The organism is Salinicoccus sp. HZC-1 (genome assembly GCF_046736035.1).
GTDB lineage: Bacteria > Bacillota > Bacilli > Staphylococcales > Salinicoccaceae > Salinicoccus.
On sequence record NZ_CP177130.1, the window covers coordinates 1,533,135 to 1,549,949 of the forward strand.

The 16,815-nt window shown below is 42.3% G+C and carries 18 protein-coding genes and 2 tRNA genes; 1 reads left to right on the forward strand and 19 read right to left on the reverse strand.

Going from position 1 to position 16,815, the window contains the following annotated elements; translation table 11 throughout:
• Positions 1-106 precede the first annotated feature (106 nt).
• From ACKRAT_RS07730 to zapA, 19 genes are all read right to left on the reverse strand, one after another.
• A complete protein-coding gene (locus ACKRAT_RS07730) occupies positions 107-778 on the reverse strand; it encodes an acyltransferase family protein (protein WP_411841933.1) in 672 nt (223 codons plus the stop codon).
• Positions 768-1,088, reverse strand: a complete 321-nt coding sequence (locus ACKRAT_RS07735) for an acyltransferase family protein (RefSeq protein ID WP_411841934.1) — start codon at positions 1,086-1,088, stop codon at positions 768-770. The genes ACKRAT_RS07730 and ACKRAT_RS07735 overlap by 11 nt, the downstream gene beginning before the upstream one ends.
• 288 nt (positions 1,089-1,376) lie before the next feature.
• Positions 1,377-1,450 (reverse strand) — tRNA-Arg (locus ACKRAT_RS07740).
• Between the two features lie 55 nt (positions 1,451-1,505).
• Positions 1,506-1,579, reverse strand: a tRNA-Arg gene (locus tag ACKRAT_RS07745).
• A 99-nt stretch (positions 1,580-1,678) separates the two neighbouring features.
• The gene (locus ACKRAT_RS07750) at positions 1,679-2,230 is read right to left on the reverse strand and encodes a GNAT family N-acetyltransferase (RefSeq protein ID WP_411841935.1); all 552 of its coding nucleotides are present in this window, start codon (positions 2,228-2,230) and stop codon (positions 1,679-1,681) included.
• A gap of 15 nt (positions 2,231-2,245) precedes the next feature.
• Positions 2,246-2,614 (reverse strand): thiol-disulfide oxidoreductase DCC family protein, encoded by a 369-nt coding sequence (locus tag ACKRAT_RS07755; RefSeq protein WP_411841936.1) that lies wholly within the window; start codon positions 2,612-2,614, stop codon positions 2,246-2,248.
• Between the two features lie 302 nt (positions 2,615-2,916).
• Positions 2,917-3,414, reverse strand: a complete 498-nt coding sequence (locus tag ACKRAT_RS07760; protein WP_411841937.1) for a YfcE family phosphodiesterase — start codon at positions 3,412-3,414, stop codon at positions 2,917-2,919.
• A complete protein-coding gene (gene rdgB, locus ACKRAT_RS07765) occupies positions 3,401-4,012 on the reverse strand; it encodes an RdgB/HAM1 family non-canonical purine NTP pyrophosphatase (protein WP_411841938.1) in 612 nt (203 codons plus the stop codon). Before rdgB ends, ACKRAT_RS07760 begins: the two co-directional genes overlap by 14 nt.
• Position 4,013: 1 nt before the next feature.
• Entirely contained in the window at positions 4,014-4,820 is an 807-nt protein-coding gene (racE, locus tag ACKRAT_RS07770; protein WP_411841939.1) for a glutamate racemase, read from the reverse strand.
• Positions 4,813-5,256: a MarR family winged helix-turn-helix transcriptional regulator gene (locus tag ACKRAT_RS07775; RefSeq protein WP_411841940.1), complete on the reverse strand. Its 444-nt coding sequence runs from the start codon at positions 5,254-5,256 to the stop codon at positions 4,813-4,815. Before ACKRAT_RS07775 ends, racE begins: the two co-directional genes overlap by 8 nt.
• 93 nt (positions 5,257-5,349) lie before the next feature.
• Entirely contained in the window at positions 5,350-6,114 is a 765-nt protein-coding gene (gene sdhB, locus ACKRAT_RS07780; RefSeq protein ID WP_411841941.1) for a succinate dehydrogenase iron-sulfur subunit, read from the reverse strand.
• The gene (sdhA, locus tag ACKRAT_RS07785) at positions 6,114-7,883 is read right to left on the reverse strand and encodes a succinate dehydrogenase flavoprotein subunit (RefSeq protein ID WP_411841942.1); all 1,770 of its coding nucleotides are present in this window, start codon (positions 7,881-7,883) and stop codon (positions 6,114-6,116) included. Before sdhA ends, sdhB begins: the two co-directional genes overlap by 1 nt.
• 16 nt (positions 7,884-7,899) lie before the next feature.
• Entirely contained in the window at positions 7,900-8,526 is a 627-nt protein-coding gene (locus tag ACKRAT_RS07790; protein WP_411841943.1) for a succinate dehydrogenase cytochrome b558 subunit, read from the reverse strand.
• Between the two features lie 151 nt (positions 8,527-8,677).
• Positions 8,678-10,447: an excinuclease ABC subunit UvrC gene (gene uvrC, locus ACKRAT_RS07795; protein WP_411841944.1), complete on the reverse strand. Its 1,770-nt coding sequence runs from the start codon at positions 10,445-10,447 to the stop codon at positions 8,678-8,680.
• A 57-nt stretch (positions 10,448-10,504) separates the two neighbouring features.
• Positions 10,505-10,819, reverse strand: coding sequence for a thioredoxin (gene trxA / locus ACKRAT_RS07800; RefSeq protein ID WP_411841945.1), 315 nt, complete (start codon positions 10,817-10,819; stop codon positions 10,505-10,507).
• A 180-nt stretch (positions 10,820-10,999) separates the two neighbouring features.
• Positions 11,000-13,330, reverse strand: a complete 2,331-nt coding sequence (locus tag ACKRAT_RS07805) for an endonuclease MutS2 (RefSeq protein WP_411841946.1) — start codon at positions 13,328-13,330, stop codon at positions 11,000-11,002.
• Between the two features lie 10 nt (positions 13,331-13,340).
• Positions 13,341-15,035: a DNA polymerase/3'-5' exonuclease PolX gene (polX, locus tag ACKRAT_RS07810; protein WP_411841947.1), complete on the reverse strand. Its 1,695-nt coding sequence runs from the start codon at positions 15,033-15,035 to the stop codon at positions 13,341-13,343.
• Between the two features lie 39 nt (positions 15,036-15,074).
• Positions 15,075-15,596 (reverse strand): CvpA family protein, encoded by a 522-nt coding sequence (locus tag ACKRAT_RS07815; RefSeq protein WP_411841948.1) that lies wholly within the window; start codon positions 15,594-15,596, stop codon positions 15,075-15,077.
• Positions 15,597-15,600: 4 nt separating this feature from the next.
• Positions 15,601-15,858 (reverse strand): cell division protein ZapA, encoded by a 258-nt coding sequence (zapA, locus tag ACKRAT_RS07820; RefSeq protein ID WP_411841949.1) that lies wholly within the window; start codon positions 15,856-15,858, stop codon positions 15,601-15,603.
• A 263-nt stretch (positions 15,859-16,121) separates the two neighbouring features.
• Here zapA and rnhC point away from each other — a divergent pair, with 263 nt between their 5' ends.
• The gene (gene rnhC / locus ACKRAT_RS07825) at positions 16,122-16,799 is read left to right on the forward strand and encodes a ribonuclease HIII (RefSeq protein ID WP_411841950.1); all 678 of its coding nucleotides are present in this window, start codon (positions 16,122-16,124) and stop codon (positions 16,797-16,799) included.
• The last annotated feature ends 16 nt before the right edge of the window (positions 16,800-16,815 follow it).

Here is a 16,815-nt window from a genome sequence, read left to right on the forward strand (position 1 = left end):
ATGATTTTGGTGTCCTTGTAACATACTGTACTTTACATCATATGCCTTTCTCAAAGATACCGCTATGAAACGCCTATAAATATTCATGATACTGCAGTCATTTTGTTCAGACACTTTTCAGCTTTTTCCTGACGCTATTTTCGAGTTCAAAGAAAGCAACTCCGGCAGCAAAACACAGTACTACACTGATGGTTATATACAAATATAATGGCAAACCGGCAAAAAGATTTGGAATCACCCAGAAATATACCATCTGCGTTAAAAAGATATGATAAGAAGCCTGTCCGATTTTTATAGAAATTCTGCTTATGGCGCTGTCATCTTTAATTTTATATATTTTCAGACACACAATCGTGAACAGGAGTGTATAGAAGTATGCAGGTGCGTGCTGGCTCAGCCAGACAGGTTCCATGATAAGTTCCAGGTCATAATAGTTAGCTCCGGTGATATAGATGAGGCTGAGACCCGCTGGGGGGAGCAGCCATCTGTAATTGATTTTTTTGTAGTTGAATGCCAACCAGACGCCCAGTGTGAGCGCAAATACGTAGCGGACAACTATTATTCTGTACAGTTCTCTCGATATATCCATCCAAAGACAGATTAACTCCAGTATCAGACTGATGATGAATAGCACAAATGTCATGACATTCAAATTTTTCTTCATAATAAGATATATCAACGGGAGAATCAAAGTGGCTTGTATTATGATTGGAACGAAGTAACTGCCCGGCCCCCATCCGCCTGTAATGAATGAAACCGGTAATTCCCTAATATTCACGCCATCCTTGATGGTATGATGAATGATTACCTGCCCCCAGCCATACTGCTGCGAATGGATAAATCAGCCTTTCTATTTTCCTGTAAATAAAAGATGGATTATAGAATTCATCCAACGCTTCAAAATTTCTTTTTCTATAGGAATTTGCCGTATTGAACCCGGCCAACAGCAAAAACACAGGCACTGCCTGCCAGATATGATACGGTGCAGCTGTAGCGTAAAGCAAGTCCCTTGGTACGCAGTGTATAAATATCACAGCGAACATCGCCATCGCTTTTAAAACATCAATATTATAATTACGTTTATCCACATCCGGATCTCCTTTAATGAAATATAACCTGTATCATAATGAAGAAATCAATACGCTGCAAATGAAAGGAGCAACGCCTGATGTCTGAACTGATTTTGAAAATTTGAGTAAGAGTGCACTGAAGTGTAAAAGGGAGTTCTTATAATAGATTTTATAAATAGCATTCCAATTTTTTTATCAAGAAGATATCTGCCAAAAGTATAACTATTCATGAAAAAAGGATAAAAATAAAAACTCCGTAACCACAAGGATTACAGAGTTTTAAGAAGTAATGCTTTTTAAATTAAGCGTCCCAGGCAGGAGTCGAACCTGCGACCTACAGCTTAGGAGGCTGTCGCTCTATCCAGCTGAGCTACTGGGACATCAAAATAGATAAAATAAAAACCCCGGTACCGGGGTTTTTTATTATTGGTTAAGCGTCCTGGGAGGGATTCGAACCCCCGACCGATGCCTTAGAAGGGCATTGCTCTATCCAGCTGAGCTACCAGGACTTAATAGGACAAGTACAATTATAATCAATTACACTGCCCAAAGTCAAACCCATTTCAAAACTTTATAATGTTTTATTACACTGATTAAGTACGTTTCCATTATTTCGTTTGTGAAACCCAATCTTTTCTAAGCATTCTGTACATGATGCAGTCATGGTAATGGTCGTACAGGAACTCATATTCTGCCATTGTTGATTCCCGCACAAATCCGAATGATTCAGGAATCGCTCTGGATCTATAGTTTTTATCCCCGCAGATAATTTCAATCCGGTTCAGATCCAAGTCTTTGAATCCGTAATCGATCAATCCTTTTACCGCTCTTCTGACGATGCCTTTTCCTTCTGCATCTTTTGATATCCAGTATCCGACCTGTGCTCTTCCCTGCCCGACTGCAATTACATTATAGCCGGTCATGCCTGCTAGTTCACCTTTATAAAAAACCCCGAGCTCCAGGCCGGTACCCCTGTCTATATTTTCCTGCCACGCCTGTATGACAGTGACATAAGAATCCGGACTGGTGGAATGGTCAACCCAGGGCAGCCATTTTCTGAGATGGATCCTGTTTTTATCCACAGTTTCAAATAATTTAAAACGTTCATCCATCTGTATTATTCTGAGCTCTATTTCATCGTCTATTTTAATAACTGTCATGTAAACACTCTTCTCTTAAGATGAAATCATTTTCTTTTTAACTTCGCTGTCAATCTGGTCTATCTCACACGTTTTATTCCCTGTAAGTTTATGCCTGTTTTTAGCAACAAACTTATAGATGGCGGTCCGCAGACACTTGGGCATTATTTTTGACAGCCTGATAAATTTAAACCCTGTGGCATCGGCAACGACTTCAATCACTGCATCAGAGTGGATATACAGATCATCGGAGTAATATGCCACTGTATCAAAATCCTCCGGCATGACCTCCTTTAATTCATCCACAGAGGCAAATCTGATTATATCCCGTCTGTCCAATTTCGAGACCATTTTGGCGAATCCGTTACATACAATGCATTTATCGTCGAAATACAGTATATTCATACCATAACCCTCCTAAAAACAATTTATAAAGAAATGAGGATAACATGCGGCATTCCATGAAAATTTTTACAGCTACCTATTTTTCTTTTCTTGCCATTCTTTATCTGGCTGACCGCTACACTACTTTTAATATGATGCCACTTATCCTAATCGTCGGTTCCTGCATTTTAATACTCCTTACCGTTTTGGCAATAATGGGCGGAATACTTCAGAAAAGCTTCTTTAGCTTCACTGTGATTATACTCACCTTGTTCATGCTGGTCACCTTGATTATATGAATAAGCCGGGACAGAAGTCCCAGCTTATAATTTTGTTAAATCAACTTCACCCAATATTTGATGGCTTCTGTCCAGAAATGTCACTACGTCTGTTTCTGTATCCAGTACTGCGTAGGACTCCGGCCACTCTCCCTTCGACTGGGAGATGCTTCCAGGATTGATGCAGTAAACGCCATTTACACTCTCTGCTTTTGCGACATGGGAGTGACCGTAAAATGCATATTTTGCATCATATTCCTTAGCACGTTCAGCAAGCATCTGCCTGTTATTTTTAATGTCATAATAATGCCCATGTGTATAAAATGTCTTTGCTTCCGCATTGTACTCTTCAATGGGATATCTCGTATCGCCGTCGACATTCCCCTTCACACGGTTAAAATGACTCATTTCCGTGTCATCATAATGAAATTCGCTGTCTCCAAGATGGATATTCAAATCGCCAGTATTTCTGCCGTAAACGTCATATGAAATTCCCTGTTCTCCATGATTGTCACTGATAATTAAAATTTTAATTGTAATCATTCCTCTCATGTCGTACTAGCACATCGAAAACCGCAGTATCTTCGCGCAAATTATCGAGGGCGTTTCTTCTATGACTTATTTCCCCTTTTTCTTCAGCAGTAATCATTCCTAAATTCAGTCCATTATCCGTTTGAAAAATCGAATCGTATCCAAATCCGCTATTGCCCTCGGGTGCTTTCAAAATTTTTCCATGCAGCTCGCCGTGATAAGTACGCGTTTCCCGTTTTGGAATCGCAAGTGCAATGACAGAAGTGAAGTGTGCAGACCGGTCTGTTACACCTTCAAGTGCACTGAGAAGCTTCTCATTATTATCTTCGTCAGTTGCATCATCGCCTGCATACCTTGCTGAATAAACACCCGGCGCACCGTCAAGTGCGTCTACACTCAATCCGGAGTCATCACTGATCACCGGCATATCGAGCGCATCCCTAGCCGCTTCTGCTTTAAGTATGGCATTTCCTTTAAAAGTATCTTCCGTTTCCTCTACTTCAAAATCCGGAATCAATTGCTTAATACCAATAATTTCATCATCTGGAAAAATAGCTTTAAAATCATTTATCTTTCCCTGATTACCACTGGCGACCACTATTTTCACCATATTAATATACCTCCAGATCAATTTCTTCTATTGTATAGTCTATAAATGGAATCCAGTCTTTGAGTATATACTCAAAACGTGTACTGTCCCCATTTACAATCATCAAATGGTTTCTACTGTTGCCGGGTGCTGCATGGCATTTTCCATAAGTCAAAACGGAGCTTACTTCTCTGGCAGTTTCATGTCCCGAGTCTATGACTTTCTTTCTGCCGCCGAAATAATCATAGATTTCGCCGGCCAGGAGTGGATAGTGTGTACATCCTAAAATAATTGTATCCGCTGTCGAATTGACCAGGTGTTTCAAAGTCTGATGCAGTGCAATTCTGACAACAACTTTATCCTTATACCTGAGTTCTTCTACCAAAGGGACAAATTTAGGGCAGGCAAGACTTGTGATTTGAAAATCATTATTTATGTAGTGTATCGCATTTTTATAAGCTTCAGAATCAACCGTTCCCCTTGTGGCAAGTACGATGACATTATGGTTATTACTGTTTTGAATCGCACTTCTTGCACCGGGGTTAATGACACCGATTACAGGGATGTCATAACGTTCCTCCAACGCCGGCAGTGCTGCAGCAGTGGCTGTATTGCATGCCACAACAATCAATTTCACTCCACGTGACACGAGATGGTCGGCAACTTCAATTGTATACTTTTTGACTTCTTCAAGGGGCCGGTCACCATAGGGACATCTTTTAAGATCACCGAAGTAAATGATTTGCTCATCAGGCAGCTGTCTCATTATCTCTTTGGCAACTGTAAGACCACCCACACCTGAATCCATCACACCGATGGGTTTATTCATTATTTTTCTGTTCACTTTCATGCAGGATGGATTCCAATATATCCGGAAGCATGGATTTCTCCTCTGCGGATAGATGATTTGTGATTTCGGATATGTATGAAATACGTTTATCAATCACTTCACTGATGACTTGATGCCCCTTATCCTGCATTAAAATAAGTACGATGCGTTTATCTTTTTCATATTTCTGTCTTTTTACAAAGCCACCGTTTTCAAGCTTATCAACGATATCTGTCGTTGTGGAATGTGCCAGATAGAGCCTGTTCGACAGTTCGCCGATTGTAATCCCCTCTTTGTCGCCCGCCCACTGCAAAGCAACAAATTGTAACGGAGACAGTTCATAGGTCTTTAAAATTTCCCGGCCATGGCTCTTGACATGAGCAGAGATATATCTGATGGATTTTTCTATAGAAATGATTGAATTCTTATCGCTCATACATTTCATTCCTTATCTCGTATTTTCTTCATTATAACTTAAACAGAAATAAAAAAATAGGAAGAGCGGCGCTCTTCCTATTGCATAATTCTATTATTCCACTTCGTGGTCACTTCCGAAGAATGATTTGAACATATGGAAGTTTGTTTCTCTTTGCATTGAAGCGATTGAAGTCGTAAGTGGAATTCCTTTTGGACACGCTTTAACGCAGTTTTGCGCCATACCACATTCAGCGACGCCGCCGACACCCATAAGAGCGTCAAGACGTTCGTCCTTGTTCATGCTGCCTGTTGGATGCAGATTGAACAATCTAACCTGGCTGACTGGTGCAGCACCCATGAATTGAGAGCTGTCGTTAACGTTAGGGCATACTTCCAGACATACGCCGCAAGTCATGCATTTAGAAAGTTCATAAGCTGTCTGACGTTTTCTTTCAGGCATCCTTGGCCCCGGACCTAAGTCGTAAGTACCATCAATCGGCACCCATGCTTTAACACGTTTTAAACTGTCGAACATGAATGAACGGTCTACCTGAAGGTCTTTGACAACCGGGAATGTGGACATTGGTTCAAGTTTAACCGGTTGATCCAACTGGTCAACAAGTGCAGTACATGACTGTCTTGCATTTCCGTTGATGACCATTGAACACGCACCACAAACTTCTTCAAGACAGTTCATGTCCCAAGTAACAGGAGTTGTCTTCTCACCTTTGGAGTTGACCGGGTTTCTCTGGATCTCCATCAGTGCACTGATAACGTTCATATTCTCGCGGTAAGCAACATCGAATTCTTCCCAATAGCTTTCCGTTTCCTGATTTTCCTGACGTCTGATCTTAAATGTTATTATTTTATTACTCATTATTTCTTAGCACTCCCTTCACTCTTTTTGGAGTAGTCACGCTTACGCGGCGTGATTAAGCTGACATCCACATCCTGATAGTCGAAACGTGGTGCCTGGTCTGCGCCTTCGAAATGAGCCATCGTAGTTTTTAGCCACTCTTCATCATTACGTTCCGGGAATTCTGGTTTGTAGTGTGCACCACGGGATTCATTTCTGTTATATGCACCAATCGTAATTACACGAGCGAGTACGAGCATATTCCAAAGCTGGCGTGTGAAGAATGCTGCCTGGTTACTCCATTTTTTCGTATCATTAATATTAATGCGTTTATATCTCTCCATAAGTTCGACGATTTTCTTATCCGCTTCAAGGAGTTTGTCGTTATGGCGTACAACCGTTACATTGTCAGTCATAACTTCACCAAGCTCTTTGTGGATGACGTAAGCATTTTCCTCGCCATCCATGGAGATAATGTTGTCGAACTTCTCCTGTTCCATCTGCTGATATTTCTCATATACAGAATCATCGACATCTTCGAATGAATTATCAAGTGATCTTACATATTCAATTGCATTTGGACCTGCAACATGGCCGCCGTAGATTGCCGAGAGTAACGAGTTTGCACCTAAACGGTTACCGCCGTGCTGTGAATAATCACATTCTCCGGCAGCAAACAGACCTGGAATTGAAGTCATTTGATCATAATCAACCCATAGACCGCCCATTGAGTAATGTACTGCCGGGAAGATCTTCATAGGTACTTTACGTGGATCATCGCCGGTGAATTTTTCATAAATCTCAATGATACCACCGAGTTTTACATCAAGTTCATGCGGATCTTTGTGTGATAAATCCAGGTATACCATGTTTTCACCGTTGATACCCAGTTTTTGGTTTACACACACATCAAAGATTTCACGTGTTGCGATATCCCTTGGAACCAGGTTTCCGTAATCCGGATATTTCTCTTCCAGGAAGTACCACGGTTTACCATCTTTATAAGTCCAGATACGGCCGCCTTCACCACGTGCAGATTCACTCATCAATCTGAGCTTGTCATCACCGGGAATCGCAGTCGGGTGAATCTGGATAAACTCGCCGTTTGCATAAACAGCACCCTGCTGATATACAACAGAAGCAGCAGATCCGGTATTAATCATTGAGTTAGTAGACTTGCCGAAAATAATGCCGGGGCCGCCTGTCGCCATGATTACTGCGTCGGATTTGAATGTTCTGATTTCTGAAGTTGTCATTTCCTGTGCTGTAATTCCGCGCGCACGGCCTTCATCGTCCACTACTGCACCGAGGAATTCCCAGCCTTCATATTTGTTGACGAGTCCGTCAACTTCATATTTTCTGACCTGTTCATCCAGCGCATACAGCAGCTGCTGGCCGGTTGTTGCACCAGCGAAAGCTGTTCTGTGGTGAAGCGTTCCACCAAAACGTCTGAAATCCAGAAGTCCTTCTGCCGTTCTGTTAAACATAACACCCATACGGTCAAGTAAATGTATGATTTCGGGTGCTGCTTCAGTCATTGCCTTAACCGGTGGCTGGTTGGCAAGGAAGTCACCACCGTAAACTGTATCATCAAAGTGAATTGCCGGAGAGTCTCCTTCACCTTTTGTGTTAACCGCACCATTGATCCCACCTTGAGCACATACAGAGTGAGAACGTTTTACGGGCACAATTGAGAACAAGTCTACTTCTGCACCTGTCTCAGCTGCTTTAATCGTTGCCATCAGGCCGGCCAAGCCGCCGCCGACAACGATAATTTTATCATTAGCCATTATTTCCACTCCTTAATTAGATAAATGACAGAATAGCCTGCACGCCTATAAAGCTGACAACTACGAAAATAATCATAGATACGTAGTTCATGACGCGCTGTGATCTGTCTGATTGCGTAAAGCCCCATGTAATCATGAATGACCAGAGACCATTAGCGAAATGGTACACCGTCGCAATGATACCCACAATATAGAATATCAGCCATAACGGATTTGATACAATCTGGTGCACCATGTCAAAGTTGACTTCCGCTCCGAAAAAGACCTGTACGCGAGTCTGGTATACATGAATGACGATAAAGATAAAGGCAATTACACCGCTTATCCTCTGAAGTAAAAACAACCAGTTTCTATATGTACTATGCCAGCCGTAGCCTTTTCCTCCGATATTATACTTGAAGGTAAAAGCAATATAAATGCCATAGATACCATGAAATAGAATCGGAATGTAAATTATGAAAATCTCCAGAAAAAGAACAAAAGGCAGATTGCCCATGAACGCTGACGCTGTATTAAACGCTTCTTCACTTCTTGTCGCAGAATGGTTTACGAGAAGATGCTGAATGAGGAATACACCCAACGGAATTACACCTAACAAAGAATGAAGACGTCTAACAGCAAAACTTGAATCTTGTTTTGACACTCGAATTCCCCCCTAACTGTCCATTATATGTGGTTTGACATTTCTTATTTTACCCCTCAGATATACATAAATCAAGGAGACTTGACATGTTATAAGAAAAGAATTGTGAAAATTTAAAAGGTAATTACTCCAAAAAAATGAAACCTTATCATCAGGAATTGAGCTTTTCAAGGATTCTTTTGGCAATCGGCGCAGGAATACCTATGCCTGTAAATGCGTCAACATCTTTCTCTTTCATCCGTTTTATAGACCCGAAATGGCTCAGGAGTTTCTGTTTACGCTTCGGTCCCACCCCTTCAATATTATCCAGCATCGAAGTGACTGATGTTTTGCTTCTCGTATTTCTGTGAAAACTGATTGCAAATCTGTGCACTTCATCCTGAATTCTTTGAAGCAGGTAGAATTCCTGGGAGTTTTTCTTCATCGGCACAATCTCAGCATTATCTCCATACAGCAATTCTGCAGTTTTATGCTTATCGTTCTTAGCCAGGCCAGCTACCGGAATATCCAGTGACAATTCATCCATTAAAACCGATTTGACCGTATTCATATGCCCCACACCGCCATCTACAATAATCAAGTCCGGCAATGGAAGTCTCTCTTTGAGCACACGGGTATATCGCCTGCGGACCGCTTCTGCCATGGAAGCATAATCATCAGGCCCCTCAACTGTTCTGATTTTATATTTACGGTAGTCCTTCTTGCTGGGTTTGCCATCAACAAATGACACCATGACACTCACGGGGTCCACCCCTTGAATGTTTGAGTTGTCAAATGCTTCAATACGTATCGGTGTCTCGATATTCAATATATCTCCGAGACTCTCGATTGCCCTGATTGTGCGCGCTTCGTCCTTTTTGATGATTTCAAATTTGTTTTCAAGTGCAATTTCAGCATTCTTATTGGCGAGATCCACCATTTCCTTCTTTTGACCCCGCTTCGGCTGTACTACATTCACAGGCAGATATTCATCTATAATATCCCGGTCCAGACCTTTGGTAATGTGCACTTCTTTCGGCAGCAGATTCGACTTCAAATCATAGAACTGGGCGATATAGCGATAAAATTCTTCCTGAACGTCATCTTGGATCGGAAACATCTCCGCTTTTTTCTCGATGAGGTTGCCATTTCTGACGAGCAGTACGGAAATGGCCATCCAGCCTTTGGATACACTGAATCCAAAGCAATCTCTTGAAGTCATATCTTTGGTAATCATCTTTTGCTTATCCATCGTAGCATCAATATGACCGATCAGATCGCGATATTCTTTCGCTTTTTCAAACTCCAGGTCTTCAGATGCTTTTTGCATCTTCTCTTTGAGTTCATCCACTATCTGTTTCGTATCTCCGTTCAGGAACCTGGTGATGCCGTCAATCATCTCCTTATACTGGTCCTGGGACACATCAAATACACATGGACCCAGACACTGGCCGATGTGGTAGTACAGACATAATTTATCAGGCAACGTATTGCACTTTCTCAGCGGATAAATCCTGTCCAGCAGTTTTTTCGTCTCATGCGCACTGTATGCATTCGGGTATGGCCCGAAATAAGTGCCGGTTTTGGGTTTGACTGTCCGCGTCACGAGAAGCCTCGGGTGTTCCTCTTTCGTTATTTTTATAAATGGATAGCTTTTATCATCTTTAAGCAAAATATTATAGCGGGGATAATGTTTTTTTATCAGATTCAGTTCGAGTAAAAGCGATTCCACTTCCGAGTTGGTCACGATAAAGTCGAAATCGGTAATTTCCCGCACCAATCTCATCGTCTTCTCATCATGCGCACCCGAAAAATAGGACTTCACCCGATTGCGGAGGTTTTTGGCCTTCCCCACATATATGACGATCCCATGCCTGTCTTTCATGAGATAACATCCAGGCTCCGTCGGGAGCACTGACAATTTCAGTTTAAGGTCCTCCATATACATCCCTCTTATCACAATCTTATAAAAAAAGCCGCCAAAGCGGCGGCTTTTATATTATGCGTGTTTTTCGATCAATGCAACAAGTTGTTCTTTCGGCTGGAAGCCGACAACTTTATCTACTGGCTGACCATCTTTGAAAAGAATGAGTGTTGGAATACTCATCACTTCGTATTCACTTGCAGTCGCCTGGTTATCATCTACGTTAAGTTTTGCGATGTCCGCTTTACCTTCAACGTCAGTTGCAACCTCTTCAAGTATAGGTGCAATCATTTTACAAGGTCCGCACCACGGTGCCCAAAAGTCTACCAGTTTAAGTCCGCTTCCTACTTCATCTTTAAAATTCTGATCGTTCACTTCATATATAGCCATTGAAATTACCTCCATTTGGTCGATTATGTTTTCAATTATAGCATGTTGGCACAAACGGGCTCAATTGAATTGCTTACGCAAATAAAAACAGGTATACGATCCCCCCGAGGAATAGTATCACACCTGCCGCAATCAAGATCTTGGCCAGCTTATACATATCAAAATTATCCATGATTTCACCTACTTCATTTCAACTACCGTTACACCAAATCCACCTTCGCTCGGCATTCCGCCCCTGAAGGATTTCACTTTGGGATGAGTCTTCAGGAACTGCTGCACGCCTTTTTGCAGTGCCCCGGTTCCTTTACCATGAATGATTTCCACTTCATTATAGCTTGATAGAAGGACCTGGTCCAAATATCTGTCCAGTTTCTGCAGTGCTTCTTCATACCTTTCGCCGCGCAGATCCAGTTCTCTCTTGACGGGCGATTTGCCTATCCTTCTGGCGACTGTCCGTTCCTGTTTTTGTTTCTTGCGTTTCTTCAGCTCATCCACGCCGACCTTCATCTTTATGATGCCCATCTGGACTGTGGCTTCATCGTCTTCAACGCTTAGAACTTCACCTTTCTGACCATAGGATAAGACATCCACATCGTCGCCGGCCTGGATTTTTTCTTTTTCCGCAGCCCGTTCCTTGCGTTTGATCTCTTCCTGGTGATAGCTGTCGGAAAGTGCTTTTTTCTGTTCGATGATTTCATGCTCCTGAATACTTTCCGCACCGCGGTTCTTCATCTCTTCAAGAGATTGGATGACTTCTTCCGCTTTGATTTCACTTTCTTTTATAATGCGGTTTGCCGCTTCCCGCGCATTTTTCCGCAGTTTTTCCTTATAGGTTTCGAAATCGTCCATGTAGTTTTGCAGTTCTCTGTGGACGTCTCTGGAATCTTTAAGCAGCGCTTCTGTCTCATACTCATTATCCCTGGCATTTTTAGTATGCTTTTCAAGTGCGGAGATCATATCGTTCACTTCCTGTGAATCCCGTCCGGCAAGTTCCCTCGCGCGCATGATGACGTCTGGGTTCAATCCGAGCTTATTGGATATTTCAAATGCATTTGATTTACCGGGGATTCCCATCAGTAATCTATACGTCGGAGACAGCGTATTCACATCAAACTCTACGCTTGCATTTATGACATCATCCCTCGTATAGCTGAATGATTTAAGCTGCGGATAATGGGTCGTGGCGACAATCGTTGCATGTTTTGATAATAAATATTCCAGAATACTTATTGCCAGCGCCGCCCCCTCTTCCGGATCGGTGCCAGCACCGAGTTCATCGAGCAGAACCAGACTGTCTTCATCCACTTTATCCAGAATTCCCGTGATATTCGTCATATGACTCGAGAATGTCGAGAGGGATTGTTCGATTGATTGTTCATCACCGATGTCGCTGTATACTTTGGAAAACATTCTGATGACACTGCCGTCCCTCGCCGGGACCGGTATGCCGGACTGGGCCATCAGGGCACTGAGACCGATCGTTTTAATCGTGACCGTCTTACCACCGGTGTTCGGGCCGGTAATTATGACTGCCCGGGTTTCCCCGTCCATCATGATGTCGTTCTTCACCGACATATCAGAGGGGATGAGGGGGTGGAAGGCAGCGGGAAGATAAATACCGCCTTCTGCAACGACTTCGGGTTTTGTCGCCCCTATTTTTGAACCGTATTTCGCTTTTGCAAACACCATATCAATATGGTGGAGTGCATCATCCGTCATGATGAGTTCAGAGGCCACTTCTGCGGTTTCCGCCGTCAATTGGTAAAGGATGCGTTCCACTTCACCCTGTTCATCATCCTTTAAGGTCTGGATCTGATTCGTCATCTGTACGACTGCCATCGGTTCCATGTAGACCGTCTGTCCACTTGCGGAGATGTCATGGACGATGCCGTTGAAATCGCCCTGATGCTCCACTTTTACCGGCACGACATACCGGTTGTTCCGCATCGTAATGATATTGTCTGAGAGTTTCTTCTGATTTCCGCCGCGGATGATTTCACTTAAGCGGCTTCTGATCTTGCCCTCTTCTGCATTGATTTTAGATCTGATTCTAAGCAGTGTTTCAGAAGCATGGTCGAGCACTCGCGCATCATCGCATGTTTCTGTAATCTGCTTGTATAGAAAATGAATATCGGGCAGGCCATTGATATAAATGGGAATGTAGGAAAGTTCCACATCATCCTCTTCAAACTCATCGAAGACTTTCGTAAGCATATTTTTTCTGTTCAGCATGCTCCGTATATGATTAAACTCCGGCACACCCAGCATGCTGCCGATTTCAGCCCGTTTCACATGTTGTTTTATATCAGTTATGCCACCGAGTTCTATATTTTTGAATCTGAGCATCGTCGCGGCGTCATCCACTTCGTTGATCATCTGGGTCACTTCATCCAGCTGTGTTGAAATGATTGAAGGATTGATGCTTTCTTTCGTTTTCTCGCTTTCTGCGAAAGAAGAAAGCTGATTCAGTATTTTATCGAATTCCAGTGTATTTATCGTTCTTTCATTCATTTTAAAACCTCTATTTTCCTTTATTCACAAACTCGCGGAATTCTTCTCTTGAAAATGCATTGATGACATCCTCTTTTTTAATCAACCCTTTTTGCAAAGTTGCCACACCGTATTCCATAAATTCCAGATGCTTGATATGGTGCGCATCTGTATTCACAGTCAGTTTCAAACCGGAGTGCCTGATTGCATCTGCTGATAAATCGAGTCTTCTCGGATTGGCATTCACCTCTAATACTGTATTCGTATCTTTTGCCATTTGAATGAGCTCCGGCATATTGACCGGATATCCCGTCCTCGAGCCGATCAGTCTTCCTGTGGGATGCGCAATATGTCTTACATAAGGGTTTTCACATGCCATCTTCAGCCGATGCATTATTTCCGCTTCAGTCTGCGTGAAGCTGGAATGGATTGCTGCAATGACATAATCCAGCTCTTTTAACATATCGTCTGAATAGTCCAATGTCCCATCTTTCAATATATCCATTTCCGTTCCAGTATATATGTCAATTTCAGGGTATTCATCCCTTAAGCGCCTGACTTCTTCAATTTGCTTATACAATCTGTCCTCATACAGACCATTCGCTACACGCAGGCTTTTTGAGTGATCTGTAATAATCATATACCCGTAGCCTTTGGCAATACAGGCTTCTATCATTTCACGCACTGAAAATGCACCGTCACTATAAACGGTATGCATATGAAGATCGCCTTTAATATCCTCGGGAGTAATGATTCCGGATACGTCTATATCTGTTTCTTCCCCCGTTTCACGCATGGCCGGCGGAATAAACGGCAAATCAAAATGATTGAAGAAGGATGCTTCTGAATCAAATGTCAATATGTCTCCATCAGACTCCACACCATATTCGCTGATCTTCTCTCCCCGTGATTTTGCGATCTGACGCATCTTCACATTGTGATCTTTGGATCCTGTGAAATGATGAAGCGTTGTGAAATATTCCCCGGATGTGACAAAGCGGAAGTCCACGTTGATCTCATCCATATCATTTTCAATGACCACGGAAAGTTTTTTCTCACCTTTGGCTACAGTATCTTTAACGATGGATGATTCCAGAAAACTTTCAGTGAACGCGTGGACATCGGTCACTTCAATAATGTAGTCGATGTCACGGCTCGTTTCCTTGAAGCGCCTGCCGCTTCCTGCCACATCATATTGTTTGACCGTCTCCATTGTTTCAAGCTCCGCTTCAACCGCTGCTCTGAATGAAATGATTCTTTCGATCGGATAGCGTTCGGGACGTGTTAACAGTTCATCAATTGCGGTGGAAATATTCTGTTCCGTTTTGGCTCCAAATCCGGAGAGCTCACTCACCTGTTTGTTTTCACACGCCGCTTTCAACTCTTCCATACTGGTTATTCCGAGTTCTTTATGAATTTTGGCGATCTTTTTAGGACCGAGTGTCGGGATTTTCAACATCCTCACCAGTCCGGCGGGCATCGAAGTTTTCAACTCATCCAGAACGGTGGAATTTCCTGTTTCCACGTATTCCCCGATCACTTCGTTAACCCCTTTGCCGATGCCTTTCATCGTTGAAAAGTCATCTATTTCCGATAAAGACCGTCCATCCGCTTCTATCGTAGCGGCGGCTTTTCTGTATGCTGATACTTTAAACGGGTTTTCAAGTGATAGTTCCATATATGTCGCAATTGTTTCGAGCAGTACAATAATATCTTTTTTAGTCATGTCAGCCTCCAAAAAAAGAGCCATATTTCTATGACCCTGTTATAACCATTCTATAAATTTATCAGACAGTATGAATGTGTGCTCCATGATGAATGTCGCAAGACCGGATTCCCCGATTGCTGTTTGAATGAATTCGAATGGAACAAGCGCCATCATAAATAAAATTACAGTTAAGACATAAATCATTTCAATTAATCCAAGAACCGATCCAATAATTTCCCCGGCGTTACCGAATACACTGATTTGCTGCAAGTAATCGAAAGCACTCACAATCACCTGTATCAGTACTTTGGTAATTACAAAAATGATAAGAAATGCAGTCATATCATAAAATGCATATTCAGTATTGGAAAGGCCGGTAAGCAGCGGATGATTCATCGACTGCGCCGTTGAAGGATACGGCATAACCATATCGAACTTTGAAGACAGCGTTTCATAGTTCATGGCAGATATAATAATCGCCGAAATGGTCCCGACCAGATGCAGGAGCTGCAGAATAATGCCCCTTCTATAGCCGATGACCATCCCAATTATAAGAAGCATAAAAATTAATATCGACATATCATCAATTATCCTTCTGTTCCAATTCCTGCACTAGTGAATCATACTTCTCTTGAAGTTTTACGTAATCATCCATTACGTTCACTGCTGACAGAACTGCTTTCCTAGTTGTATCAAGCCCTGCATTCCTGACACCGATTTCCCTGATTTTCTCATCTACAAGTCCCGCAACATATCTCATATGTTCCGGATCTTCCGTCCCCACCAGCGTATATTGCTGGTCATAAATATCAACAGCAATGCGATTTTTATATTCTGCCATTTGACATTGCCTCCTATACAAAGTTTCACTGATAAATGTTATATATAATTTAACATAAAAAGCTTCCATGATGCCATTGTAATAACCGCTCACCGTAAATCGCGGCATAATAGTCATCAATTTTGACGGTATAATATAAATGTATAATAACACATACCCTTTTTCATTTTAATAATACTATTAAAATTAGTGAAATCAAAAACCCGCATGTTACAATTAAAATCAAGAAATACCAAGATACTGATAAAAAGGAAAGATAAACGATGATTTATGACACTTTGAACACCATCGGCAGCGATGAAGCCGGCGTGGGCGATTATTTTGGCCCTATGACAGTGTGTGCTGCCTATGTACCGAAAAACAAAATTGCATTATTAAAAGAACTCGGCGTAAAAGATTCGAAAAACCTTTCCAACAGTACGGTGGATAAACTGGCCCGTGAAATCATCCATATTGTGCCCTATTCACTCGTCGTCCTGGATAACCCATCCTATAATAAGAAAATTGATGAAGGGTGGAATATTGTAAAGCTAAAAGCGGTGCTTCATGACCACTGCATCCAGAAGGTCTACGAAAAAATAGAAGAACAAAGTGATGTGGAAGCGATTGTCATCGATCAGTTCACAACAGAAAACGCCTACCGTAAATACGTGCCGGAGCCGTTCAGACTCGACCTGATCCACCAGGAGACAAAAGCAGAGTCCAAATCAATTGCTGTTGCCTGTGCGAGTATACTTGCAAGAAGCAGATACCTTGAACAGATGTCCAATTTAAACCGCACGTTAAAGCGGGAAGTCCCCCGGGGTGCGAGTAAAAAAACCGACTTGTTCGCAGCTGAGCTCGCTGAAAAACGCGGCATGGGGTATGTGGATTCCATTTCAAAGAAACACTTTAAATCCAGGGATAAAGTAAAGGAATTAATAAACAAAAAACATAGCTAGCTAAAACAAAAACCAA